This is a genomic window from Coriobacteriaceae bacterium (genome assembly GCA_025757745.1).
Lineage (GTDB): Bacteria > Actinomycetota > Coriobacteriia > Coriobacteriales > Coriobacteriaceae > Collinsella.
Genome location: CP107217.1, coordinates 2089459 through 2113926 on the forward strand (window position 1 = coordinate 2089459; position 24468 = coordinate 2113926).

General features: G+C 56.2%; 21 protein-coding genes. 8 read left to right on the plus strand and 13 right to left on the minus strand.

What is annotated here, in order from left to right; all coding sequences use genetic code 11:
* The first annotated feature begins 11 nt into the window (after positions 1-11).
* Positions 12-305 carry a hypothetical protein gene (locus OGM60_09135; protein UYI99039.1) on the plus strand — a complete coding sequence of 98 codons (294 nt, stop codon included), beginning with the start codon at positions 12-14 and terminating at the stop codon, positions 303-305.
* Here OGM60_09135 and OGM60_09140 read toward each other — a convergent pair.
* The gene (locus OGM60_09140) at positions 302-979 is read right to left on the minus strand and encodes a hypothetical protein (GenBank protein UYI99040.1); all 678 of its coding nucleotides are present in this window, start codon (positions 977-979) and stop codon (positions 302-304) included. The two genes, OGM60_09135 and OGM60_09140, sit on opposite strands and share 4 nt — an antisense overlap.
* On the minus strand, positions 951-1277 hold the full coding sequence (locus OGM60_09145) for a hypothetical protein (protein UYI99041.1): 327 nt from the start codon (positions 1275-1277) through the stop codon (positions 951-953). The genes OGM60_09140 and OGM60_09145 overlap by 29 nt, the downstream gene beginning before the upstream one ends.
* Positions 1278-1386: 109 nt before the next feature.
* Here OGM60_09145 and OGM60_09150 point away from each other — a divergent pair, with 109 nt between their 5' ends.
* Positions 1387-3549: a hypothetical protein gene (locus OGM60_09150; protein UYI99042.1), complete on the plus strand. Its 2163-nt coding sequence runs from the start codon at positions 1387-1389 to the stop codon at positions 3547-3549.
* Positions 3550-3937: 388 nt separating this feature from the next.
* On the opposite strand, the gene OGM60_09155 is transcribed toward OGM60_09150, so the two are convergent.
* From OGM60_09155 to OGM60_09170, 4 genes are read right to left on the minus strand one after another with little or no spacing between them, the layout of a single operon-like run.
* Positions 3938-6373 carry a DUF2357 domain-containing protein gene (locus OGM60_09155; protein ID UYI99043.1) on the minus strand — a complete coding sequence of 812 codons (2436 nt, stop codon included), beginning with the start codon at positions 6371-6373 and terminating at the stop codon, positions 3938-3940.
* 3 nt (positions 6374-6376) lie between these two features.
* On the minus strand, positions 6377-8236 hold the full coding sequence (locus OGM60_09160; GenBank protein UYI99044.1) for a hypothetical protein: 1860 nt from the start codon (positions 8234-8236) through the stop codon (positions 6377-6379).
* 14 nt (positions 8237-8250) lie between these two features.
* The gene (locus OGM60_09165; protein UYI99045.1) at positions 8251-9138 is read right to left on the minus strand and encodes a DNA cytosine methyltransferase; all 888 of its coding nucleotides are present in this window, start codon (positions 9136-9138) and stop codon (positions 8251-8253) included.
* Positions 9125-10048, minus strand: coding sequence for a DNA cytosine methyltransferase (locus tag OGM60_09170; GenBank protein ID UYI99046.1), 924 nt, complete (start codon positions 10046-10048; stop codon positions 9125-9127). The genes OGM60_09165 and OGM60_09170 overlap by 14 nt, the downstream gene beginning before the upstream one ends.
* Before the next feature lie 979 nt (positions 10049-11027).
* Between OGM60_09170 and OGM60_09175 the strand changes: the two genes are divergently transcribed.
* Complete coding sequence (locus OGM60_09175; GenBank protein UYI99047.1) at positions 11028-11354, plus strand: hypothetical protein; 327 nt, start codon at positions 11028-11030, stop codon at positions 11352-11354.
* Positions 11355-11393: 39 nt separating this feature from the next.
* Entirely contained in the window at positions 11394-12974 is a 1581-nt protein-coding gene (locus OGM60_09180; protein UYI99048.1) for an SIR2 family protein, read from the plus strand.
* Positions 12975-13335: 361 nt separating this feature from the next.
* Here OGM60_09180 and OGM60_09185 read toward each other — a convergent pair whose 3' ends face one another.
* The 5 genes from OGM60_09185 to OGM60_09205 form a co-directional block, all read right to left on the minus strand.
* Entirely contained in the window at positions 13336-13773 is a 438-nt protein-coding gene (locus tag OGM60_09185) for a hypothetical protein (GenBank protein ID UYI99049.1), read from the minus strand.
* An 87-nt stretch (positions 13774-13860) separates the two neighbouring features.
* Entirely contained in the window at positions 13861-14679 is an 819-nt protein-coding gene (locus tag OGM60_09190; GenBank protein UYI99050.1) for a hypothetical protein, read from the minus strand.
* Positions 14680-14753: 74 nt separating this feature from the next.
* Positions 14754-15356, minus strand: coding sequence for an ATP-dependent Clp protease proteolytic subunit (locus tag OGM60_09195; protein ID UYI99051.1), 603 nt, complete (start codon positions 15354-15356; stop codon positions 14754-14756).
* A 115-nt stretch (positions 15357-15471) separates the two neighbouring features.
* Positions 15472-16956, minus strand: coding sequence for a type IV secretory system conjugative DNA transfer family protein (locus OGM60_09200; protein ID UYI99052.1), 1485 nt, complete (start codon positions 16954-16956; stop codon positions 15472-15474).
* A 37-nt stretch (positions 16957-16993) separates the two neighbouring features.
* Complete coding sequence (locus OGM60_09205) at positions 16994-17911, minus strand: hypothetical protein (GenBank protein UYI99053.1); 918 nt, start codon at positions 17909-17911, stop codon at positions 16994-16996.
* A gap of 289 nt (positions 17912-18200) precedes the next feature.
* Between OGM60_09205 and OGM60_09210 the strand changes: the two genes are divergently transcribed.
* Positions 18201-19634, plus strand: coding sequence for a hypothetical protein (locus OGM60_09210; GenBank protein ID UYI99054.1), 1434 nt, complete (start codon positions 18201-18203; stop codon positions 19632-19634).
* A 73-nt stretch (positions 19635-19707) separates the two neighbouring features.
* Here the strand turns inward: OGM60_09210 and OGM60_09215 are convergent, their stop codons facing one another.
* Positions 19708-20598, minus strand: a complete 891-nt coding sequence (locus tag OGM60_09215; GenBank protein ID UYI99055.1) for a nucleotidyl transferase AbiEii/AbiGii toxin family protein — start codon at positions 20596-20598, stop codon at positions 19708-19710.
* A 15-nt stretch (positions 20599-20613) separates the two neighbouring features.
* Positions 20614-21237 carry a type IV toxin-antitoxin system AbiEi family antitoxin domain-containing protein gene (locus tag OGM60_09220; GenBank protein ID UYI99056.1) on the minus strand — a complete coding sequence of 208 codons (624 nt, stop codon included), beginning with the start codon at positions 21235-21237 and terminating at the stop codon, positions 20614-20616.
* A 556-nt stretch (positions 21238-21793) separates the two neighbouring features.
* Here OGM60_09220 and OGM60_09225 point away from each other — a divergent pair.
* The 3 genes from OGM60_09225 to OGM60_09235 are packed head-to-tail and all read left to right on the plus strand — an operon-like array spanning position 21794 to position 24419.
* A complete protein-coding gene (locus tag OGM60_09225) occupies positions 21794-22336 on the plus strand; it encodes a DUF4342 domain-containing protein (protein UYI99057.1) in 543 nt (180 codons plus the stop codon).
* 18 nt (positions 22337-22354) lie between these two features.
* Positions 22355-23140: a response regulator transcription factor gene (locus OGM60_09230; protein UYI99058.1), complete on the plus strand. Its 786-nt coding sequence runs from the start codon at positions 22355-22357 to the stop codon at positions 23138-23140.
* A complete protein-coding gene (locus tag OGM60_09235; protein ID UYI99059.1) occupies positions 23124-24419 on the plus strand; it encodes a HAMP domain-containing histidine kinase in 1296 nt (431 codons plus the stop codon). The genes OGM60_09230 and OGM60_09235 overlap by 17 nt, the downstream gene beginning before the upstream one ends.
* Positions 24420-24468: the final 49 nt, after the last annotated feature.

The window sequence follows — 24468 nt, forward strand, 5'->3', positions numbered from 1 at the left end:
AGTTGTTACACGTGTTTGATACCATCCCGTGCGGACAAAACTCGCGCTGGGCGGTCAAGGCGGCGGCGTCCATGCCGCTTGAGAGAAGAAAGAAAGGAAAGAGGAGCAGTCAGCGACTACTCGCACGAAGCGAGCAGTTTCTTAAGATCGCACTCCAACGCCTCGCGCTCTTTGGCATCGATCACTGCAAGGGCGACACGCATCAGGGATGCATCGGCGGCAGACTCCTGAACCTGGTCGGGGCGCTTGCTAAAGCTTTTCCCGGCAGCCTTCCGATCGGTCGCGCCGTTCAGTGCGGTGGCTAAAGATTGTCATCGGACTTTGCGCTGGCTTTGGCCGCCTCTTCGCCCGCGATCAGGTCCTTAACCGTTATATACGCACTGTACGTAGCATCCTCGATCTTTTCCAAAACATCATCAGGGTCGCAAGTGCCCCAAGTTTCTTCGAGGACTCGAGCCAATCCCCAAGCAGCGCTGAGCAGGACGTCAACGTCCTTTAGATCTAAATGATCGACCGTAAAGGGATAGTCCGCGCACTCCAGTAGATACGTGTCAACTGCGCCAATTGCCTCAGCCACGTATGGCTCAAGATCGCAATGGGGTTGGAGGGCGCACAGCGCCTTGTGCGGATCGGTCGGCTCGATCCAATACAGCGTTGTCGCATCCTCGCATTTCTCGAGCGGATAACGCTCAACCGCCTTCTCCCAACTTTCATACCAAGGATCGGCATCGCCGTCCGTCATCGACCTGCAAAGATCAATCGCCGCAGAAACAGTCGCACACGAGCATCTATAACTGGCGCCTTTCCTAAAATCATCATTGAGCTCGTCGTCGCCAGACAGCCTCGCCTCCATGATCAGAAACGGGCCGTCATCATCTGTAATGCTCATGGGATAGTTGTCACATTCGTAGTACGGATACATTTTGTCTCCAATCAACCGTTCGGTCACATTAACAAGCAATATCAAAACCGCGCTCACGCGGAGGGTTGTCGTCCTCGATCCATTCGAGCCCGTCGTTCTCATCGATTCCGGCATCGGGGACTGACGACCATCTGAACTCGAAACCAAGCTGGTCAAGCTCATCGACTCGCTCACTGATTACTCCGTACGCATCCAACGCATTCTCGAAATCCTCCGAAGACACATAGCCGCGCTCGCACTGCTTGCGCATCTGGTGCAAACGACCCATGGCGGCAGCGATGATCTCGCGAAGAACGATAACCTCGCGCTCGCATACATCGATGTTTCCTTTGTTGAGCTTGATGCAATCGGACATAACGGCCTCCCTGGTTTTAAGCCTTTTCGCTTGATTCCATTGAACAGCCGCAAACAGCCGCGTAATATGACTTTTATCGGGTTTTAAATTTTGGCTGTTTGGAGCATTAATGCTTGATTCCGAACAAGAGCCGTTTAGCTGGGGTTTCGAGGCTGGCTTTCTTCGCTCTCCCGTCAATCCCCGCATGCTTCTTCTTAACAGAACGCCAGAGATTGATTGCGCCGATGACGGAAACGCAACCGGCAATGCAAGCGCATGGAATCTCGTCTCCGTAGCCAACGACCTATTACGCGTCGACTTAAGCTCGCTTTTCAACGAGATTGGGGGCCACTTTCGTGAGCGAGCAAAATTGCGCTTTTACATCGATTTGCAGAACGCCATTCGTCAGCCCCCTGCTCCCCACGATGCGCAACACGCTTCGATGGACTACGCAGCCGAACCAGACCATGACGACTGGCTCGATCCAGACGATTCCGACCAAGAGTCCGCGCAAGCAGAATTGAACGAAGCCGAAATCGAAGTCAACCTTCAAAAACAAAAGGAACGCGACCTCGATTTCTTTGCTCCGATATTCGATAAAGCCATTACGCGCCATGCACACGGAGAGATATCTGGCATGGCCAGGTATCTCCTTGAAAATGTCTGCAGGCAGTGTGTCATGAACATCACAGCGATTCCCGACTATCGCTATTACAGCTGCTGGATGAACAACAACGCTATTGAGTGCAACGAAATCAACCGCCTGTACCGCGCGGTGATCACGACATCGGCCCAACTCAATAAGCAAGAAATGGCGTCCCTCTTCAGCTCCTATCTCAAGCTCGTGTCGAACGACATGGACATTACAACTACCAACGGCAAGACCGGGCTAACAGAACCGGTGCCGTATAAACGCGACAATCCAAGAGACAACTATCCAAAGGTCAACTCGCAGATAGAAACAGCTTGCGTTTGCACCAATACCGATCTCTTTCGAGCGCTTCTCATTGTTTTTTATCAGGAATGTCTGGAGCTTGCCCCGCTGCTTAAAAACACCGAGGCACCTAGCCTGCTCGCGCAAAACGAAGAGTTTTTCCCAGCCGCCATCAAAACAAGCGACCCGCGACAATTTCGATTATTCGATAATCAGCTGCCGGCAATCATCCGCTTTGGCGACGCTTTTGCATACGCAGCCAAAAAGCACTTGCCCGGAAACGAAACGGCTCAAAAGCTCGAAGAACATTTGAGCGATATAAAACGCATGAATAGCGCCCCCTTTATGCAGGCGTTTCGCAAGAACTATCTCGAGGCTATGCGCGAGAACCAAATCTACGCAAATGGAGACTTCCATACGTATGCAGAGCTTAACGACCAGGAAAACCTCAATAGGCTCGTAAGGCTTCAAGCTGTTATTGCAAAGGCAGGAGAGCTTTACTTCACCGAAGAGGAATGTTCCTTTGCAAGCCTTTATGCCCGCATCCTCCACGAGCTGCTGCTGTGCGGCATTATGCCGATAACATGCCAAACCTGTGGTTCGCTCTTTTTTCCGACCGGCCCTAACAGCAAGTACTGCGATCGATATAACGCGGCGACCAAGCTCTATTGCAACCCGCGGCACAACGCCAAAAAACATCTTGGTCGCAAATCACCCCGCGACGTCGCACTCAATATACGGAGAAAAGCCGACACGGCATACGAAAAGGGTTTAACGGATTGTGCCCACTATTTTGACAGCCTTGGCAATTTTGTTCTCGATGGTCTTGGCCCAACATACCAAGCGAGCGACCTAATTTCCGACGAGCTCTATGCGGCATGGCTGTCTATCGTCAACCAGCCCAATTGCAGGACAAAAATCAGGCGACCAGATAGGAACGGTTTTCCATACCCCGTACTGTGGTACGGATTCATCCTCAATGGCATACAGTATGTACAAGTCGAGTTTCCCGAAGCCGAGTACCCGGCGCTTTTTGAACGCTTGAGCCAGCTCGCCGAAAGCCCGCAATCAAAGTGCACGCTGAAGCACAAGGGACCCGGCGAGCACCCATACAGCTCATGGCTTATCAAGTTATACGAGTTGTTGGAGATCATTGCGCAAATTAATAGCGCCGACCAGGTGGCAAAGCCCATTCCATTGCTTGGAATAGATAGGGACGATTGTGTCTCGACCGACCCGACCGCCCAAGGCACACGGAGCGCGCCCGACGCATGCGTCTACAGCACCGGCACGATAGATAGCCTTAGCTTTACCGTGTATACGAAGGGATATGACCCGGAAAAGCGGGAACGAGCCTGATGTAGCGGCTTCGAGCGAAGCCGCCGGTCACGGGGTGGCACCGGGGCGCGGACGCCGCGGGCCATTGGGAGCAACCCTCCTCCGCTACCTGCGCGACGTGGCAGCGCCGCTGCGTCGTCCCTGTGCCGAACATCGTCCTGAAGGCGCGGGCGGGTGTCCATGAACAGCCGCGCCCGCACTAGCCTGGGGGACAGCCGCCCCGCCACCAGCAGTGCGCCGGCACGCCTCGGCACCGCCAGGGTCTCCGCCTCCACGGGCAGGGCAACTTTCTCGATGACCTCGGCAGAGCACACGCCCGACAGGTCAACCCCGTTGTAGACGATTGGCCTCATGCGTTGCCCCTCGCGCGCCCGTAGGTGTTACCGCTACTCTGAAAATGACCAGATGATCACCCAACAATCTTTGGCGAGTGGGGGCTGAACGCATCGTTGCCGTTCTGTTCATCCACCGCCCTGCGCCCCAGGCTTAAGGGTTCTGCCGCGTCATCTTCCACCCGCACGGACAGGACATAGTAGAAGTCGGCACCCTGATTCCCACGATCCCGCACGTAGCCAAGGTCGGCCAGGCGGTCGGCCAGCTCGTCCCTCGAAACCAGCTCATTCGAGGTTATGCGACACGCCACAGGCTCAATCTCGTAGGTGTTCGTCTGGCTTATGGCGTTCCGATAGAAGCGGAACCACGACGTGCGGAAGAGATCCTTATGGTGCGAGTAGACATGCCCGTCCTTAATGGCATAGAAGTAGAAGAGAAAGCGCCCGCCCTTGCGGAGCCTGCCGCTGCTTTCGAGAAAGTGATAGTAGTCATCGGGAGAGTCCCCTCGAATGTAGCCAATCACGAACGATTCGCCACCATGCCCGTAGGAGTCGCTATCCGTCTTGCCCGCGCTTGGAGGCTCAGCCACAACCATTTCGGTGAAGTAGCTCAGCCGGTTCAGCCGCGTATTGCTTGCCGTGTTCTCGCCGATGACCTTCTCTATGAAATCGCGCAACGCATTCTCTGCCGTCCTGCTGATGCTCGGCTTCATGGCGAAAGCGCCGACACCCGGCAAAATCTCCTCGAAGAGCCGGAATTGGCCCTTCTCGCCCGTTTCGCCCGACCCCGGATAAAGCACGTAGCTGCCAACCGTGCGCCGTATCGCGTCGTTGTACGTGTGCATCTTCAGCAGGTCACCGCGCTTGTAGGTGTTCGTGGTGGAGGCCGCCTTCTCCTCGTTAAGTTCCTCGCGCTCTGCCTCCTCGGTGCCCACATCCTTGCCGACAAGCCCCGTCAAGTCGGTGATGCGGTACTTGGCGTCGAAGTGGACGAATGCAACAGCTCCATCTTGCACTGCGGCTCGCTCGTTTGTATAAGCATCCGGGAATATCGCGAGCGTGTAGTCGGGTCTGAACGGTCTCGAGTACGAACCCTCGTAACGAGTGGCATGAAAGTCACGGGGCGAGAAGGTGCGGTTGTAGTAGAGGTTTACCTTCGCGCCGCACTGCACAATCTGGAATGACTGGCAGGAGCGTACGCCCTGCTTGAGGGATATTGACAGCCCACCGTCGGGATTCGTCCCGATAAATGGGTGGTCATCGGTGCTTATCGGCTCGCACCCCTCGATCCCCCTTACGATGTCGTACAGCTCAAAGAAGATCCAGTACTCGTAGAGGAGGGCCACATTCTTCGATTCGCCCTCGTAGATGTCATCCTTGCCCTTCCAGTCGAGCTGCAGCGCCATATCGAGCATGGAATATGCGAAGAAGATCTGCGAGTATCCCTCGCGCTTCTGCAACACCTGGTTGTTCTGAGGCATCATCTGCAGGGTGCCGACATCGTCGAAGAAGGCGTCGCTGAGTATCGTATCCAGCATGGCGTGCAGCGCGGCGGCTTCGCGATAACACTCCGTCTGCCGAGTATCGCCCTTCTCGGCATCCAGGACAGTCATCAGAGAGGTGCAGATCCGGTCAATCTCATGCAGGGCAAATTTCACAAACCGATTGGCGGGCGTGTCGAGCAGGTCGTACTTGCGCGTGACGCTGACCATCTGGGGGAGGTAGACGCCTCCCGCATCGCCGCCGCAGTTCAAGCGCGTCCACATCCGGCTGTTCGAGAAGGGGTTCGTATAAAACCTCCGGGACGGCATGCCAGCCCCAACCGACCGCAGCTCGTCCTCGTGATCCAGCGCCCTATCAGGGTTCCTCTTTATCGCCTCGAAGAGGGCTTGGAGGTTCGGTTCGTAGCAGAACTGCCGCAGGAAGACGAACTGCTCAAGCAGCGTCTCGCGATTCTCGTCGGCTTGCTTGTAAACGTTCGACGTGGAGCCCGAGTAGTCAAGGAGCAGCGCAGCGCACCTTGCGGCAAGCTCCTCGGTGAGCTCGATGTAATCGTCTTCATAGCCAATCTTGAGCGGGACGACTTCGAACTGTAGCATCGGCGCATCAGCTTCCTCGCCGAATCGAATCCTCGAACGCCCGAGATAGTTCACGAACTGGAAGGTGACACTATTGCCGTTTCTGTCGCACCTGATATTCTTGCCTTCGTTTTGGAACGAGGCGCGAGGATGCAGGCCACCATCAGGGGTCCGCTCGTATTCGAGCACATAACATGTGGTTTCGTTGATTCGAAGCGTGGGACTCCCGTCAAGACCGTCCTTGACGGCGAAGGCTGGTGTTGAACCAGCGCCATTCTGGGATGCTTCCGGCTTGAGACCGAAACACGTCAGCCCGGTTAGCCCGGTCTGCTGTTCCTCGTCCCAATCGACTCGGTCATGCGCACCGCTCTGGTAGAGCCTGGCTATTGTTCTTCCATCCGCTGCAAAGCGGATTGCGCCGATGCTGCCGTCCATAGGCTAGATGAAGCTCGCATACTGCACGTTATCGAGTTTCGCTGCCATCTGGCTTATCTTAACGGAGCTCAGCTCGCCATCGCATATGTCTTTCAGGCTTTTAAGCAGATTGCCGATCTCACGCTTGTTACCATGGAGCTTCGGCAGCACCTTCTGGACAATCTGCTCATCGACAGAACGCTCGAGTTCGTAGTTCTCGCCGTCAAGCTCGTGCGCGGCATTAACGTACATTCGCACTTCGCGCACGGTGCGGAAGGCAAACTCATAGCCGCATTTCTCCAGCTCTTCATACAGCTTGCCGAACTTCTCGAAGATGGCGTTAGCATCATCTTCGCTGATGTAATTGGCTCCCTCCCATATGTCCTTGGCGAGACGCAGAAAAGCCTGGGGGACGCCGGAAGCTGCGACGGCAACGTCCGGCGCATCCTCGATGGCTTTGAACCCTGCGAGGACTTCGGCCTTCGACGGCTTGAACTCTATGACGTTTGCCCTGTCGAGCACCTTGGGGCTAAACATGTAAGTGGTCTCATCGATGTTCACGGTGCCGACAACGAACAGGTTCTGCGGATAGGGCAGCCTGTCAGCACCGCCATCGCCGTACCCATCAAGCACGATGAGGTTATCCTCGCCGATGGTCTCCATGTGGCTGAGGAAGTCTGAGAAATACCGCTCGACATGGCTCAGGTTCATCTCGTCGAGGATGAGGAAATACGGAACCTCGGGGTTAGCGTTGGCCCGTTCGATGAGTCTCAGTATGCCGGTCTCTTCGTACGCGCCTTTGCCGCCGTCTGCAATCGGGTTGAAGAAGCCCAGCACCTTGGTGTTGTCGGTCCAGTCGGCACCGACCGGGACGAGCAACCAGTTTGGCTCCCCGTCTTCATCCAAGACCTCAAGGTACTTTGCAAAACGCTTGGAAATCCGCGTCTTGCCTGTTCCGCTGTTGCCAGCAAGGATGACAAAGGGCTTTGCCAGTAGTGACGTGATGTAGCGCCTGGAGAAGTCGGTTTTAAATTCAGCTGGAAGGTTGTTTAGCTGAAAAGTCCTCTTCTCTCTGCTTGATGCTTTCGATGAATTCTTTGCAGCAAGGTCGATTAGTTGATGCATTGCGGGCAGCACGTCATCGCCTTGTTCGTAGTCGATGCCCTCTTCGGCAATCAATTGGCTCGCTATGAGGTTTCGCATGAACTCAGCCACGCTGTAATCAAACTCAAGTTTCCCTGCGTAAACGTCAGCGAAATACTTGAATGCCGTGGTCAGGCTACCAGCCCTCATCTTGCATCCGCGATTGCAAAGGGCAATAAGATCGTCAATTCTCGACTTGTAGTCGTAATCTATCGCACCCGAAAACTGCCCGTCTTTGTATCTGCTTCCAGTGGCGAAGAAGAGTTTCGTTAGCTCCAAGATATATGCATCTTCGGAGACGCCCACAGGCTTTACTTCGGCTGCATCCATCCAGAATGTCCTTTCCGCAAAACCGTCCTCTTGCAACGGCGATGAATCGTTTACTTTGCCCGTCACTGGCAACAACAGCAGTGCGGCAAACAAGTTGCCGACATTTGGACGCTTTGCCCCGTCTCCTTGTATTTGCACACGTACTTTTCCGCCTTTTTTTGCAACGGGATAACGCGTGCCAAGGGAGACAACTTGCCCAGTAGAGGGTACGACTACTTCCAAGATGATTGCGTGTCCGATAATGTCAACTGCAGTCAGCGTATCCCCGTTTGCAAGAGAGCCTGAACCTTTGAGTTCGTACTGTCCAGCACCACCTTGTCCAACTGTTCTCCCGCGAACGGATAGCGTATTCTCGCTATATATAGAATTCGGAATGGGATAGCTCAAATTCCATTCATCGACAAAGGACATGGCAACCACCACAATTAATCTGCTGCATAGTCAGCTATGCATCTAGCAACGTACTCAGCAAGCTTAACTGGCACGGCATTGCCAATCGCCTGCTCAATGTCTGTCTTGGACCCGACAAACTCAAACTCTTCGGGGAAGGTTTGCAGATAGCTGCGCTCCTTGTATGTTAAGGCTCTCACACCTTCAGAAATATCAGCCTTGTCGGCATGATGCCTCTTATATGCTGGCGGTATCGGACGGTTGGTGCCTCGTACCGTTACCGCTGGCTCGTCAATCGTGAAGACGCCCCTACGCTGGAAGTTGCGTGGATGCATGTAGAAGTATTGCGTGCCGAGCGAATCGCCAAGGTAATCCCTGACGGTCATCTGCTTGTCGCTCAGCCTTGAATCCAAGAGTTCGCCGAGAAAGTCATCTTTATCACCAAGATGACCGACAAGGATAAAGCGCCTGCGAATCTGAGGCACACCACATAGACTGGCGTTGAGGACGCGCCTCGTGAGACCGTATCCAGCATTGCGGAATATTTCCAGCGCCTCGGGCAGGACGTCCATCCGCTCGATATTGTAAACATTCTCCATGACGAACCACTCGGGTCTGACGTCCCGAACTATCTCAGCATATCGGATGGTGAGATTGGCCCTTTTGCCGCGCTGTCTGGCGCCCGCAATGGAGAAGTCCTGGCAAGGGGGGCCACCGATTATCATCGACGGCGAATACTCTTCAATTTTCGGGACCGCTTCCGCATCGTAAAGATCGTATTTGAATGCCGGGTGGTCGAAGTTTGCCGAATAGATGTCGACAGCCGCCTGCCAGTTATCAAACGCCGCCTTTATGTTGAAGCCCGCATTCTGGAATCCGAGCGACATACCGCCGCATCCCGAGAAAAGATCAACGCAGTCCATCGCTCACATCCCTCCTGTACTCTAGTAGCGCTCGTGCAACGTAGGTGGCAAGGTTTACCGGTACGGCGTTGCCCACCATCTGGTTGATATCCGTCTTACTCCCAAAGAACTTGAAAGACTCCGGGAAAGTCTGGATCCTACTGCGTTCCTTTGGAGTCAAGCACCGGGCTTGACTGAGGTCCGCCGCGTCGTTGGGGTGAAGCTTGTAGTTCGGCGGTATCGGCCTGTCCACACCACGAATAGTGACCGAGGGCTCGTCGATGCTGAAGATGGCCCGCCTCGTGTAGCTTCGCGGAATTCTGAAGTAGTAATCAATTCCAAGCTCGTTACCGAGATACTCACGAATTGTCATCTGATGGTCAGAAAGGCCCTTCTCAAGATATGGGTCGAGGAACCCGTCGGGCGCCCCAAGGCATCCGATCAAGAAGTATCTCTTGCGAGCTTGGGGGACCCCGCACAGGCTTGCATCCATCACTCGCCCACTCAAGCCATAACCCTGCGCTTTGAGGGTGGCCCGAATCGCTTCCATGGATTTGCTCGTTCGAACGCGTGGGACGTTCTCCATAACGATGAAGCGAGGCTTGCACCTCGCGATGATCTCGGCATATCTAACAGAGAGGATTGCGCGCCCACCATCCTCGGATCTCTTGCCGGCCTGCGAGAAATCCTGACAAGGAGGCCCGCCGATGATGATATCCGGAGCGAAGCCGGCAACTTCCTCGGATACGGAAACGTCGGAGAGATCCCTTTTGAAAACAGGATGCTGGAAGTTAGCGCGATAGACATCAATGGCAGCGTCCCAATTGTCGTAGGCAGCCACAACATTGACGCCAGCCTTTTCGAAGCCGAGGGACATTCCGCCGCAGCCGGCGAAAAGGTCAACTGCCGTTATGTTCCTCTCGTTTTCCACGCGCTCGGTCTCCATTTCGATAGATACAGACAAATAAATAATTATAATTTCGTTTCTTCCAACATGCTTCAAGATCAGTCGGCAACAGAACAAATCCAGTTGTAACGCTTCGCCCGGACAAGAATCGCTCGTGCTCGATTCGAGCTTATTGCCGCCCAGCAGGGCAACCACTGTCGCATGCTCGCCCGTCAGAGGCCGTCCGCGCCGCATCCGCGTCCGCTCCGGATGCCGCGCCGGGTCGGTCGTGCCGCGGACCGTCCCTCGCGGCACGCACCCTCCGCTCCCGCGAAAACCCGTTCAACACAAAGGCTTTTAGGTATAGCCTTATTGCTGTACGCCACGAAGTTCCCGCCCACTCACGCCCTCGCTGCCAAACGAATACGCATCCCTCTCTCTTCTATGGATGCAACGCTGCCGAAATATAAATCGACTCATGCGATCGCTCTCCGACCTCAGCTGAAACGTTTCAGAGCGCAACAATCTTGAACCTCGATCCACCCTCCAGACAAACCTCCTCAGTTCATCCATTACTATCGAAAAGATCTTCCATGAATTTTGACGGCCTGTTTCAGCTGTAATGGAAATAAAAACCAGCTTTTCGAAGTCGGCGCCACAACCAGGCAAGCATTTCCGAAATCGCAGCATCACATCGCTCGATATAAGTAATTTGCTACTGGTGCAACGGCCCCGAGCACCGTTCCCGCGCGACTCTATCGCAAATACGTTGCTTAGAACAGGGCACTGCCACATTTCAGCAAGCCAATCCGAATCCTCGTTTGGTCGGGAGATAGTCCAATTACCCTTTAAATATCATATCGTTGTGGTATTCAATAAACTCAGCTCGTGGGGCAAATCGCTTCGGAAGCGTAATCGGCTCTCCGTTGTAGCGCCACAAATTTACCGCTTCCTTGAAAGTAGCGGCAGGCTAAACGAGGGCGGTGAGTTCCTTTTCTACTTCTACGCCATTAAGGACGGGCACGTGTACTCCCATCATAAAGATCTCTTTCGTACGACCCATTTCCGCTTCTACAGGAACGCAATCAGCGAGACAAACACTTACGAACTTGAACCCATGCTTTGCAAGGTGAAGGCTAACGAGCTGGTTTCGAGAGACGAACTAGCCGACCGGCTGGCCGCCATTGGTTACGAGCGGAATCGTGGGAGCCAGGGGGCGGACTTCCACTACGTGCTTAGCGTGGAGGTCGAGAACGCTGCAGTTGTGCCGCTGAGTCTCGCGTGCGGATTGGTCGACGGGCAGAACGGCAACGATGCTTTCAGCCCGCACTCGCCGAAGTTGGTGGGATAACATTTCACGAGCATGTCGATTGGTACAGGAGGAAAGATTATGGACGAGAGAATCAAATCGATAATCCACAAAGCTGTTGATGATGCCGGGCGTTATCCGTTTCTCTTCATCGGCTCTGGCCTCTCCCGTCGTTACTGCGGCACGCCGGGATGGGAGGGGCTGCTTTCGGATATCTGCGCCGAGGTGCTTGACGACCCATATGCCTTCGCGCGCTTCAAGAGCCAGGCGAAGATTGCTGTCCAGAACGGCGAGGTCGAGTCCGAACTGCCGTACGTTGCCACGCTCATGGAAAGCGAAGTAAACCACGAGCTCTTTGCATCGGATGAATTCGCTGCCTTCCGCGAAGATCACAGTGACGAGCTTACCGGGGACGCTTCGCCCATGAAGATCTACGTCGCAGATAAGATCGCGAGAGCTCGTCTCGTCGAGAGCGCCGAAACTGAGAAGCTGGCGAAGGCGGGCAGGGAAAAAGTTGCCGGCATCATCACCACGAATTATGACTGTATGTGTGAGACCCTATTCCCTGGTTTCACGACCTACGTCGGAGAAAGCGACCTCCTGTTCTCTGACCAGGCTTTCTCTCAGGAGATATACAAGATCCATGGCTCAGTCTCGAGGGCGGGAAGCATCGTCCTGACCAGCGCTGACTATGCGGAGTTCGCGCAGAAGAGGAAGTATCTCTCGGCGAAGCTGCTCACCCTCTTCGTCGAGTATCCCGTCATCTTCCTCGGTTATTCGATTCAAGACGAGAACATCAGGTCGATACTGGGTGACATCTGCGAATGCCTACCAGATGACAAGCTCAAACGGCTGGGCAAGCGGCTCATCTTCGTTCAGCACGCAACCGACACCTCTGTTGGCGAGATTGCTATGAGTTTCGGTGACCGTACGCTTTCGATGACGAAGATCACCACGGATGACTTCGAGTCGATCTACGATGCGATGCGCAGCTTCCGGAAAATGTATAGCACGCGATTTATCCGCGAGTTGAGGGGCAGCGTGTTCAGGCTTGCGGAGCACATCGACCCGAGTTCCGACATCATCGTCTCAGGGATAGACAATGTCCTCAACGACCTTGACCCGGACCAGAAGATCGTCATCGGCCTGTCGGTGTCACCAAGTAGCATCGGAAAGCCGATTTCACCTGAAGATATCTTCGAGGACATCGTGCTCGATAACCTTCGCTATGACCCAAAGTTCATCGTCGAGAACTACCTCAACATGTACGTGCGCCAACGGCCCAACAACATGCCTGTCTTCAAGTACACGCGCGGACTCGGTGGAGAGGTCGGTAAGGACATAGCGACTTATCTCCCAACGCTCACCTCGATTGATAGCTATCGAAGCGAAACGTTCCGCAAATCGATGCCTGCGACTCGTCGCAGATTCGAAGGGTCGCTGAGCATAAAGGGCCTTGCGAATGCATGCGCGCCAAAGAGCCCGTTCGCGTTCATCCCGTGCCTTTCAGAGGAAGAGATGGACGTCGACGACTTGGAAGCGTTGCTGAAGCGGGCACTGGCTGACGTGGGAAACGACCCTGCCAAGAAGAGGGCTCTGTTGAAAGATTCGCATTATCGGAAGTGCGTCCGCATCTACGACTTCTTGCGCTATGGAAAGTAGGAAGTCCCCCAACCTTCACCAATAGTCCGGGCAACGGCATCCGAACCTAGATCCAGTTGGGGGACATGCTCCCGAACTATGCACGGTTTCCCGCGCAAAGCTAGTTTAGCAAAGAAATGTGGAGATTGGCGGTTGGGCGCTTGAGATTCCTGCCAACTGCCGCACCCCTTGAATATCAACTTCATCCGAACACCTCCCAAATTCATCCGTACATGTACGGATGAATTTGGGAATCCGATACCCTGAGGGCCGGGTCGGCCGGCCCCGGGAGATCGGAGGACGCCATGTCCGGAAAGAGCGGGAAGGGCGCCGCGAGGGCGGTCCCGAGGGCCCACGGCAGGCGATCGGCGATTTCATGCAACTACGGCTGAAGTGTCTTTATGTGGTTCAGCGCACCCAACAGTACCGTTTGATTTCGCTCAAAGCATAAACGAAACCATGCATATATTCCCAAGGCAATCAGGCATGGCGTCACGAAAACCCCGGCAGCGATTGAATTGTTGCCCGCCCATGCAGACAGACACCCTCCGACCGTAAGTGAGATGATCATGCTGATCACGCTGGGGGCCCAACTCGTATAATGCACCCCACTCACCGCCTGTTCGACTATTTCGCATTTCTTTTTCAGGCTAATGTCCTCATCCACTTCACCAAGAGAAAAGTCCACTCCCGAAATTAAATCGAGCAATTCAGCCTCACTGTAGCCGCCTTCCTTGAATCTTTTAATGAAGAAACCTCCTGGTCCAGGCCCACAGATAGGACGGTTTACACGAAACAGTTCCTTATAGGCGATTCCCATTGTTAACTCCTTAAAGTGCAGATGCTATTTACGCTATCGTTCTATCATTTCGTCCGGACAGATTTTTATCGGACCGTCGGCAACCGTTCACAAGGACATCCCGTTCAGTAACTCCCCGCGCTCCTCATACCCGCGCTCGAGCTTCTTCCCAAGCTCCGCAGCGCAGCGCTTCGTTTCCTCGGCAAACAGGTCATCGATAGCCCTGTCAATCCGCGTGCAAGTCTGCCGATGCTCGTCCTTCCAGGGCAGGTTGAGTCCCAAACTCGCGTCCCAATAGCCGCCGAGTTTGGCGTTAATTACTTCCTCGGGATACAGCACGTCGCGGCGAATGTCCTCAACTACATCGTCCTCGTCCATATCGCAGGCCGCATCGCCCTGCTCGAGGAACTTGCGCAGCTCCTTTTGCGCCCGGATGTTGTTCAGCATGCGAACACACACCACGGCCAAAAAGCGATAACGTTCGCATAGATCCCACTCGCCTTCGAGCCATACGCGAAAGCCCAGCATTTCGCTCGCGGACTCATCATCCATCAGGATCAATTCCCACGGAAGCACATTGGCGAGTGCGTCCTCCCCCAGCCTTTGCACGCCGTCGCGCATAAAGATGCACGGCCCCACGTCGTAATAGCCAAAACCGTGGCCCGCATCGCGACGATTGATGACATGCTTGGGCAACAGGATGATCTTGTCGCTGGGCTCGGGATCCATCTTCCGCAGCTTTTTGACCTTGCGGCGGGCGCGCTTTAGGCTGCGTTCGCTATCGCCACGGCCGCGGCCGTCCGGCTTGCCGCCGTATCGAAGGGCAACCTCACGCGCCAGGATCTTTGTGTCCGCAGCGCACAGCAGGTCGCTCACGGTGGGCAGGTCTTCCCACTCAATGCCATCGACGTCCCAAATCCTGTTCATGTTCAACCTCTTTCTGGCTGTGAATTTACGCACTTGTTCGCCCTGCACAACGTACTTGTAAGGCATGCGCCCCGCTAGAGCGCCTTCTTGCTGGGCGCAATCACCTCGTCCACCAGGCCCAGCTCCAGAGCGCGCCTGGCGTTGCACCAGCAGTCGCGCTCGGTGAGCTCGTGGAACTCCTGGGCGCTCAGGTTGCCATGCTCGGCCAGCAGCTCGTCCAGCTCGGCGCGCATGGCCGCTGTATGCTGGGCCACGATCTCGATATCGGTCTGCTGCGCCATGCCCATGCCGCCCATCAGTTGGTGGATGAGCACCTGCGTGTGGCGGTACACCTGACGGTGGTCGCCGCAGGCCAAGATCACCGCGGCCATCGAGGCCACGACGCCCTCGCCCACCGTGATCACGGGGCAATCGAGCGACTGCATGGTGTCGATGAGCGCCAGCCCCGCCGTGACGCTGCCGCCCGGGCTGTTGATGATGAGGGTGATGGGCTCGGTCGCACTTTGATGCTCCAGCACCAGCATGGACTTAATAAGGCCGTTGCAGGTCGCATCGTTGACCTCGCCCTCCAGCAGCAGCACACGGCTGTTGAGCAGTTCGCTTGCCATATCGACAGCGGCAACACGGCCGTCCTTGGACTTCTTTATGATGCTGGGCTCACGATACATAACGGGCATGGCAATTCCCTTCTAAACGGAATCGGTAAGGAGGCAAAAACTGGACCGCACGGCTTACGACTAACGGAAGCCGTGCGACAAAACATGCAAGATGGGGTACACAAAGCTGCAAGGGCTAATCCCTCAGCCACTTGGCAGCATTGGGATGATCGGCGCAAAAGTACTTCTTGGCGCGGAAGGGACGCATGCCGGTCACCTTGACCAGGCAATCGGTGCGGGGCATAAGCCCAACCTCGCCTGGGGTCATCACGCAACCGCGCACATCTACGGCAGTGCGCTCGGCGCCCACGTACTTGGTGCCCAAAACCGACTCGCCACACAGTTCGCTTATGTAGTTCTGCGTCGCGATGTTGCTGCCGCCGCCCATATAGACCAAACTATCGCAGTTATCGAGGATGGTAAGCGCCGTGGATTTGCCGTACACGACATCGAGCTGGCTCAGCGATTGCGCACACATCAAAAAGCTAATGCCGCGACTGCGCACAGTCGCAATGCTGCGCTCAAAATCGGGGATGCGGCCCACATTGGGAAACTCATCGAGCACAAACTGCACGCGACGCTGCAAATGGCCGCTGGGGCTGGCATCGGCACGGCGCTGGGCAAGGTTAAACAGCTGCTTAAGGGCAACGTTCGCAAGCCATGCATTAGCCGAATCGTTGTCGCTCACCTTAAGATCGATCATGCGCTTGCCCTCGTCAATACGATCAAGACGCATCTCGTCATTCTCAAAAACGCGCATGAGCTGAGGCGTCTTAAGCCGCGAGATAGTTGCATTGAGCGTGATCAGAATACTCTTAAGCGTCCTATCTGCCGCACCTCGAAAATCGCGATACTGCTCAACGCCATACAGATCAGCGTTCTCCGCACCAAACTTATCGAGAAACTCCCTGGACTCCACCTCTTCTACAAGGTAGTCCAACGGGAATCGCCCCTCACCATCTCCCGTAACCTTGATGAGCGCAGCCAGTTTAAAGACGTTGTTCATCTTAAGGTAGCGGCGCGGGGCATTGGGGTCCTCACCCGGCGTAAGGGTGCCGGCAAGGGTCTCCAGGAGGAACAGGATTCCAACAATCGCTCGAAGCAGCAGATCGCTCGCGTTATTCCAGAACGGATCATACCTAAGGCTACGGCCGTCAGGATCGACCCCCTCCATGATTGCCGCCACTGTGGTGGGGATATCCTCGACATCCATCACGTAACGCAGAGGGTCGTATCCGGCCGACTGCTCGGGATTAACAGTATCGAGAACCGTTACCTCGTAGCCGTCCTCTTCAAAGCCTTTCCCCGTACGGCGCAGCAGCTCACCCTTGGTGTCTGTGACCACATAACAGCATTCGTGGTGATTGAGCAGGTTGGGCAAAATGAAACTCGCCGTTTTGCCGCTGCCGGTACCTCCAAAGGCAAAAACATTGTTGGACACACTCGTCTCCCAATGCTTGTCGTCCTCGTAGAACGCCACCGTGGCACCCTGCGCCAGGATCACGTCGCGCTGCTCATCGCCGGACGACAGTGCCCGCATCTCCTCCTTAGTCGCCCACTTCTTGGTCTGATACTCCGTTTGCTGCGCGGCCTCGTAGCCGTACATCTTGATGACTGGCATGGCGTGACCCCTTTCTTGTCCGTGGCGTTAGTGGTTGTTAAGCAATGCGATCGTCGCCGTCGTCCTCATTGAGCTGTGCCGAGTGCGGCGACTTGGTCGCGTGACCGATCAGGCGCTCGGCCTGCGCCAGATAACTCTCGCGAGCAGCAGTTGAGACCGTTGTGTCGCCCAGGTACGCAAGCAGTGCATGGATCATCAGCTTGTCAAGCAGGTCGTAATCTTTATGATGCTTGATATTGAGGAGATAGCGATTTTCGAGTCCGTGTACTTTGTTGGTCAAATCGATTTCCATCTTTTCCTCCATGTAATAAAAAGTGTGTCGTTCGTCCAAAAGTGCCTCAAACGGGCGTTTGACGCATAACTCAAAGTTGAAACGCGGACTCGTATCGAACACGCGTCGCTGCACCTTGAGGTAGCGCTTATAAAACATGACGGCATCATCTTCATCCGCCGTAAAGCCACGCGATCCATCGCGGTGCAGCCGGTCGCATGGCTTTCTGCCATCGGTATGGCGCACGAAGGAGGACGGGATATAGGCACCCTGCTTGGTGCTGTACTTCATCCCTGTCGCAACTTCCTCGAACAAGAGAACACCAGCCGATTTAAAGTCCGCAGTACGCCCGTGCCTAAACATACTCACCACAGTCGCTACACTGCCTATGCGGCTATCGCGCGGGGGAAAATACAGTGGCAGCAAAGCGAGTGTCGCGGCAGTCAAAAGTTCGCGGGCCTCGTGTACATCGGCTCGATACTGCTCGGGCACCAGCCCGGGAATATCGGGCGAGCGCTCTTCCAGCACGCCAACGAGCGATTTGGCCAGGCGCTCGACGTTCTTCTCGCCGCAGTACGGACACGGAAGAGACCGTTCTACCTTTCCGTTCATTTCGCACATGTCGCGGAGATCCTCGTCGATCGCACTGAGGAATGCCTCGTAGATGTTGTCCCGTTTCTTCATGAATGTTTCTTTCTATCCGGTTTCGGGTGTTTGGTGTAAGTCTGTTCTAAGTTTTAGAATGCTCTGAGGTATGGATGATGACAATCGACCTAACCTGCAGCTTCGTTAGTGAAATCACCCTGCTTGATAGCGCGGTTTGCCTAAAGGCTGTGTAGCGATTGCATCAAGCAGTTGGTATTGAGTTGGTTTTGGATTGCTTCGAGGATAGCACAGTAGGCTGTTCTCGTCATTAGAAATTTTTAAATTTTTCTGCTATTATATAGCCCACCAAGAAGAAAGGGCTCTATACATGCGTGAAACAACATCATTGCCACGTCTCACCGCCGCCGCCCTCTCGCGCGCGCTTAACCTAGAACAAGGCAGCCGCCTACTCACCGTTCGCCTACCTGGCGCCATCGGCTGCGAGGCGCTTCGTGAATGCTTCAGGCTGAACGGCAACGGCGTACCTAATATTTGCGAACTTGAGCCCGGCAAGCAGAACACGGGCAATGACAACGCGGCGCCGGTGTTTATCGATGCCACAGCTTGCGTTCGCAAACGTTTTCGCGAAATCAACAGCGCATGTGAGGCGCTCATTAATGATCTGGAGCCTGGCTACCTGGGCTTCTGCGATTGGGAGGCCTATCTCTGGTGCCTGTATGCACTAGCCCTCTCCGGTCGTACTCGAGCCGCCGTACTGCTGCCGTTCGAGTCTTTGGACAACGCCGAGCAGGCACGCGCGATTCTGTTGCGCGAGGGGCTCGTCGAAAGCGTCCTATATCACCCGCTCGCCGAATCTCCGATGCACGGCATGTACGCACTTATTGTATTGTCGACGGGAAATCGCAGCGTTTCATTCCGCAATGCCGCCACGCCCATGCCACGCCTTCGGTTTGCCGACGGGGCTCGCTACCCCAATCTTCCCTTGGCTTTCTCCCCTGACTGGAGCGGCATCGAGTGCGACTCACGCAAAACGGTTTCCATTGAAACCGTCGAGCTCGAAACGCGCAAGCTACTCCAACACCACGCCGCGCTCTCCAAAGGCAGGGTTGGCCTGATCTCCGTAGCTCAAAACTACAGCGCAACGCTCGGCGACAGCTTTATGCGCGTGGTGCCGTTTATGCCCCGAGACAGCACCACCTCGGATGACATCGACGCTGTCGAGGTGCGCCGCATTTCATCTCAGGATTTCCGCAACGGCTATTTGCTGCCCAAGGATGTTGCGGAAGGCGCGTCGGAGCTGGATTCCGAACCTGTAAAGGTAAGTCCAGACGTGTTGGCTCGTTACGAGCTTCGTTGCGGCGATATCGTCATGCCGCGCATACTCGGTCGTTACGGCGCGTCGAACCTACTTGTGGTCGGCATCGATGATGCAAAGCAGCATCTAGTTGCCTCGCACAACACCACCGCCATTCGCCCGGCGATTCCAACGATGACCGACGAGGAGCGCATGGTGTATGCAGAGATGGTCGCGGCGTACCTCACCGACGGCCATGGGTCCATAGTTTTGCAGGTATTGTCCGACAATCAGTACAGCCACGCCATCCGCCCTACCGATCTGTTCGAGATCGAAGTCCCACCAGCACTCGACCCGCGTACGCGCGAGTATAGCGAATCCATCAATCGCTTTGCCGAGGTCGTAAGGGCCAAGAAACAAGCCGAGGCCGCTGTCGCCCAAGCCCAGCGCAACCTCGAAGCCGCAAAGAAGGCCGTTACTCAGGTGGTCGACCAGGCCTGTGAGTAGCGCATACATAGGCAGTAGAAACGTCTTAAGCCGGCGGCAGGAACTAATCCTGCCGCCGGCTTAACTATCTAGCCTATTCCCATCCCGTGGTCTGAGGATTCCATTTGCGCACATTCGCCGAATGATTAAAGCACGGTGTATACAACCGATTGACGACCCCTTCTGCCCCAGCAATGTTCCCCGCGAGATCAAGTACCCCCGCCTGCCTCGCCATCTTTATGTACTGCGCAGAACCATTTTGTTTCCACCAGAGAGGCGCCACGAACTCTTCCGGCATTGCCACCTTGCGGGCAGATGCTTCTTTCTCGACCCTCTCGACAAGCGTAGTCCCATCGACGAAGCAAGTTTTCGCGTACACCAAGATGTCGACTATATCCTTGATTCGCGAAGAGGCACGGCCCTCATGCATCTCTACCATTGCGAGCAATTTATCTGCAAGGGCACTCTCCACTCGGCATACTCGATAGTCGCAGACTGGGAGCCCCTCAATATTCAAACGATCGATCGGCGCAAGAACCTCAGGCTCAAGTCCCCGCACTTCATCAATTACCAAGTCAATTGAAATTGGCTGCAGCTTCTTGGTTCCCATAAAGGGGGTGAACCACACCTTCGCACCACACCGATACTCATCTTCTTTTTTGATCTGCTCTGCACGATCAAAGACAAACGAAACGAAATCCTCCAGATCAATCGAAGCCGCCCGCGCCAGATCGGCAACAGCCTCTTCGAGGCTCTCCTCTTGAGCAACCAAGTCAATATCTCTTGTGACACGCGCATCGAGTGTTCGCGCCAGGACGCTTTGGCCACCCTTGAGTACAAAGCGGCCGTCATCTTCTGAAAAAACGCGACATAGGAAGCGATGAAAGTAGAAACCGACGATCGCCCGATTAGTATCCATCGGCGATTCTCTTGCGGCATCCCTAACAGCCATCTCCAGTGCGGCAGGTGTTTTGTACTTCACCATGTCCTCCGTTTTTCATTACTCGTTCAGCGCCGTCAACAAGGGCATCATCAACTCGCGTCGTTTGGCGGTTTTAGAGTTCTCCTCTACAAGATCTTTCAGCCGCTGTATCTCGAGCCCTCGCCCAAGCGCGTCGTTATAGGCATCGATAATTAATGAGGGGTCCTCGCAATCGAGGCAAAGATCAACAAGCGTGCGCTCGGGTTTAGTTACCGGCAGGCCGTCGAGCCAGACGATGTCCTGCTCAGCGATCTCGCGCTTTGCAAAAGAAAGGGATTCGTTTCTCGTATTGATGCGCATGGGCGCGGTCATCCTGTAGGGGGACAGATAGAAATCGCCCATTTGCTGTAGGTTCGCCGCTGTCGTACCGCTCACGGCGATGCCATCCCACTGGCGTTTTCTCTCCCACGCGCAAAGGGAGGGATTGGTGAGTTTCCAAAAAGCGTTGAGCTCGTCAGTGTCTCGGCGCTGCGTGCCCGACATCCGGTAGGCGCCGTGGCATATCCGTTCAAGACGCCCCACGCGGCATGAGTGTGCCAGCGCATCTCGAGAGATGTCCATACGAGCCGCCTGGGCTGTGGTGAACACGCCCTCACTCTCGGAAAGCTCGCTTATCGCCGTTATGTTGCTAAAGTACTTCATGTTGCAATTGTAGGATATTCTCATGCTTTTGCAACGTGATTTTGATTCCCTATGACCGGCGTGCTTTGCGTACCCCTTTTCTGCCACCACTTTGTCATCGGCCCACCATCCCCTGCTATCGAGGTCTAATACTTTTCCGCGAAGTGAACGTCTGTTTTTGGACCCCTGGAGCATCCGCATTTTTCAACGGCATAAACGCAGGATTCTGGCATCAAAGCCGCAGGAAACGGCACCCGAAAAGTGTCGATGCTTCGGGGGTCCGTTTTCACTCATTCACTTCTCGGAAAAGTATTAGACCTCGCTGTCAGCCGTCCCAAAGATCAGACTGCACCTCCTTCACGCCACGCAAAACCTGCCTTTTCTGCCCCCGCCCGCCTCCGCGCCACCCAAAAACTCATCCACTATTAATCTTGGCTCAAGAATCGCTTAATCTATAACTTGCACTATAGAGTTCGACCAAGGGCGGGGCGGCGCCGCGCAGCGCAGGCCGCCGAACGCAACGCTCGCGCCCGGGCAGATCGTCCGGCGTCGCGCCCATCGAACGAAAGGACAGGTCATGGACGACCTCGAAAAAGTTGAAACCATCCGCACCAAGTGCAACGTGAGCTACACCGATGCCAAGGCCGCGCTCGACGCCGCCGACGGTAACGTCTTGGATGCCATCATTTGGCTCGAGTCGCAGGGCAAGACCCAGACCACGTCGGCGCACGCCGCCACCGAGTCCGCGCCAGTCGATGAGCCCTCGGCCGAGATGGTCGCCGCGCAGGCCGCCTACGAAAAGTCGAGCGAAAAGACCGACTTCTCCAAGAAGATGGACAGCGTGTGGGAGTACCTCAAAAAGCTCTTCCGCCTGAGCCTGGACACCAAGTTTATCGCCACGCGCCGCGATGCGATCATCCTCAACATCCCCATCCTGATCCCCATCGTCGCGCTGTTTGCTTGGGGCGCCACGATATGGCTGATGCTGATTGGCCTGTTCTTTGGCATGCGCTACCGCATCGACAGCGACGGCGACGTGCCCGGCAGCATCAACAACCTTATGAATCACGCTGCCGATGCCGCGGACGACATCAAACAAAATCTGAACGACGACAAGTAATCGCAGACGGGGGCACGCATGGCACGGATCCTGATCGTAGAGGACGAGGAGAAAATCGCCCGCTTTGTGACGCTCGAACTGGAGCACGAGGGCTACCAGGTGGAGCACGCCGCCGACGGCCGCACCGCCGTGGATCTGGCGCTGGAGCGCGACTACGATCTAATTCTGCTCGATGTGCTACTGCCGCAGCTCAACGGCATGGAGGTCCTGCGGCGTGTCCGCAAGCACAAGGACGTGCCGGTGATCATGGTCACCGCGCGCGATGCCGTGATGGATAAGGTTGCCGGGCTCGATGCCGGCGCCGACGATTACCTGACCAAGCCGTTTGCGATCGAGGAGCTGTTCGCACGGATCCGCGTGGCGCTGAAGCGCTCAGAGGCCGCGCGGACGGCTTCGGGCGTTGGCGGCGCCGGCGCCGGGGCTGGCGTAGCGAGCGGCACGGCCGCCGGTATCGCCACAATGTCCCCGGCAACCGACACGGCCCAGACCGCTGCCGCGCCCTCCCCCGCCGCGCTTACCGTTGACTCGGTTGCGCTCGACCCCAACCGCCGCGAAGTCACGGTCGGCGGCTCGCCCATCGCACTCACGGCTCGCGAGTTCGACGTCCTCGCCCTGCTTATGGCGCATGCCGGCACCGTGCTCACGCGCGAGCGCATCGCGCACGAAGCACTGGGCTACGAATACGTGGGCGACACCAACAACGTCGACGTGCACATTGCGCACCTGCGCGCCAAGATCGAAGACGCCGGCAGCGCCCGCATCATCCAGACCGTGCGCGGGGTGGGCTATGTCTGCCGCGCGTAACACCGAGGCCAAGCGCGTCACCTCCATCGCCCGCGCCATCAACTGGGGCTATATGTGGCGCCGCTTGATGAGCTACGTCTGGCTCGATCTGTTGCTGATGGTGATTGCGGCGGCGATCCTCGTCTATGGATACAACCAGACGCTGCCCGACGGCGCGTTTACCGCAGGATGGATCCCCAACGCCACCGTTCGCGGCATGTCGCTGACGCCCGCACGCGGCTGGGACCTGACAACGCTCACCTATACCGTCGAATTTGCGCGCATCACCAAGACTTTCCCCCTCGCACAGGACCTCGTCGCACTATGGCCTCTCTACCTTGTCGTTGTGGGTTGGCAGGTCATCACCGTGCTCAACATGCTCGGCGGCGCCCGCCGCGTGCGCCGCACCATGGCACCGCTCAACGACTTGGCCTTGCGTGTGGATGAGCTCGGCCGCATGCAACTCGCCGGCGGCAAGATGGAAACGCTTGAGCAGGCCATCGAGCGCGCAAGCGTCGACTCGCCGAGCGTCACCACCGGCGACGCCGACCTGGCAAGCATCGAGGTCGCGCTCAACCGCCTGCTGCGCCAGATGCAAGAGGCCAAGCTGCAGCAGATGCGCTTTGTCAACGACGCAAGCCACGAGCTGCGCACGCCCATCGCGGTGATTCAGGGCTACGTAAACATGCTCGACCGCTGGGGCAAAGACGACCCGGCCGTGCTGGCAGAATCCATCGCGTCCCTTAAGGCCGAAAGCGAGCACATGCAGGAGCTCGTGGAGCAGCTGCTGTTTTTGGCGCGCGGCGATGCCGGGCGCACGGTCCTGCGGCGTGCGCATACCAACCTGGCCGCACTGGTCGGCGTGGTATGCGAGGAATCGCAGATGATCGATACCGAGCACACGTATCGACTGGCCTTTGACGCTGCGCTTGTCAGCGACCCGCGCTGCGACGCGCCCGTCGACGTGGCGCTCGTGAAGCAGGCCCTGCGCGTAATCGTGCAGAATGCCGCCAAGTATTCGGACGCGGGCACGCCCATCACGTTTGGCGTGGCACCGGATGCGGGCGCGGGCACGATCGACATAAACGTTGAGGACGAGGGCATCGGCATGAACCAGGAATCCGCAGCCCACGCGTTCGAGCGGTTCTACCGCGCCGACAACGCGCGCGATGCCGGCGCGCAGGGCTCGGGTCTGGGGCTTGCCATTGCCAAGTGGATCGTCGATAGCCATGGCGGTGTCATTGGCGTGACCTCGGTCGAGGGTGTCGGCAGCCGCTTTACGATTCGCCTGCCACGGTAGGGATGCCCCTCGGCATAAATAAAGGGATAGGGCCACGCGGCTCTATCCC

Excerpts from the sequence above, each read along its gene's own strand:
- OGM60_09145 (UYI99041.1), bottom strand. The coding sequence starts at position 1,277 with ATGTCCGATTGCATCAAGCTCAACAAAGGAAACATCGATGTATGCGAG.
- OGM60_09150 (UYI99042.1), top strand. The coding sequence starts at position 1,387 with ATGCTTGATTCCGAACAAGAGCCGTTTAGCTGGGGTTTCGAGGCTGGC.
- OGM60_09155 (UYI99043.1), bottom strand. The coding sequence starts at position 6,373 with ATGGACGGCAGCATCGGCGCAATCCGCTTTGCAGCGGATGGAAGAACA.
- OGM60_09160 (UYI99044.1), bottom strand. The coding sequence starts at position 8,236 with ATGTCCTTTGTCGATGAATGGAATTTGAGCTATCCCATTCCGAATTCT.
- OGM60_09165 (UYI99045.1), bottom strand. The coding sequence starts at position 9,138 with ATGGACTGCGTTGATCTTTTCTCGGGATGCGGCGGTATGTCGCTCGGA.
- OGM60_09180 (UYI99048.1), top strand. The coding sequence starts at position 11,394 with ATGGACGAGAGAATCAAATCGATAATCCACAAAGCTGTTGATGATGCC.
- OGM60_09185 (UYI99049.1), bottom strand. The coding sequence starts at position 13,773 with ATGGGAATCGCCTATAAGGAACTGTTTCGTGTAAACCGTCCTATCTGT.
- OGM60_09190 (UYI99050.1), bottom strand. The coding sequence starts at position 14,679 with ATGAACAGGATTTGGGACGTCGATGGCATTGAGTGGGAAGACCTGCCC.
- OGM60_09195 (UYI99051.1), bottom strand. The coding sequence starts at position 15,356 with ATGCCCGTTATGTATCGTGAGCCCAGCATCATAAAGAAGTCCAAGGAC.
- OGM60_09200 (UYI99052.1), bottom strand. The coding sequence starts at position 16,956 with ATGCCAGTCATCAAGATGTACGGCTACGAGGCCGCGCAGCAAACGGAG.
- OGM60_09205 (UYI99053.1), bottom strand. The coding sequence starts at position 17,911 with ATGAAGAAACGGGACAACATCTACGAGGCATTCCTCAGTGCGATCGAC.
- OGM60_09210 (UYI99054.1), top strand. The coding sequence starts at position 18,201 with ATGCGTGAAACAACATCATTGCCACGTCTCACCGCCGCCGCCCTCTCG.
- OGM60_09215 (UYI99055.1), bottom strand. The coding sequence starts at position 20,598 with ATGGTGAAGTACAAAACACCTGCCGCACTGGAGATGGCTGTTAGGGAT.
- OGM60_09220 (UYI99056.1), bottom strand. The coding sequence starts at position 21,237 with ATGAAGTACTTTAGCAACATAACGGCGATAAGCGAGCTTTCCGAGAGT.
- OGM60_09225 (UYI99057.1), top strand. The coding sequence starts at position 21,794 with ATGGACGACCTCGAAAAAGTTGAAACCATCCGCACCAAGTGCAACGTG.
- OGM60_09230 (UYI99058.1), top strand. The coding sequence starts at position 22,355 with ATGGCACGGATCCTGATCGTAGAGGACGAGGAGAAAATCGCCCGCTTT.
- OGM60_09235 (UYI99059.1), top strand. The coding sequence starts at position 23,124 with ATGTCTGCCGCGCGTAACACCGAGGCCAAGCGCGTCACCTCCATCGCC.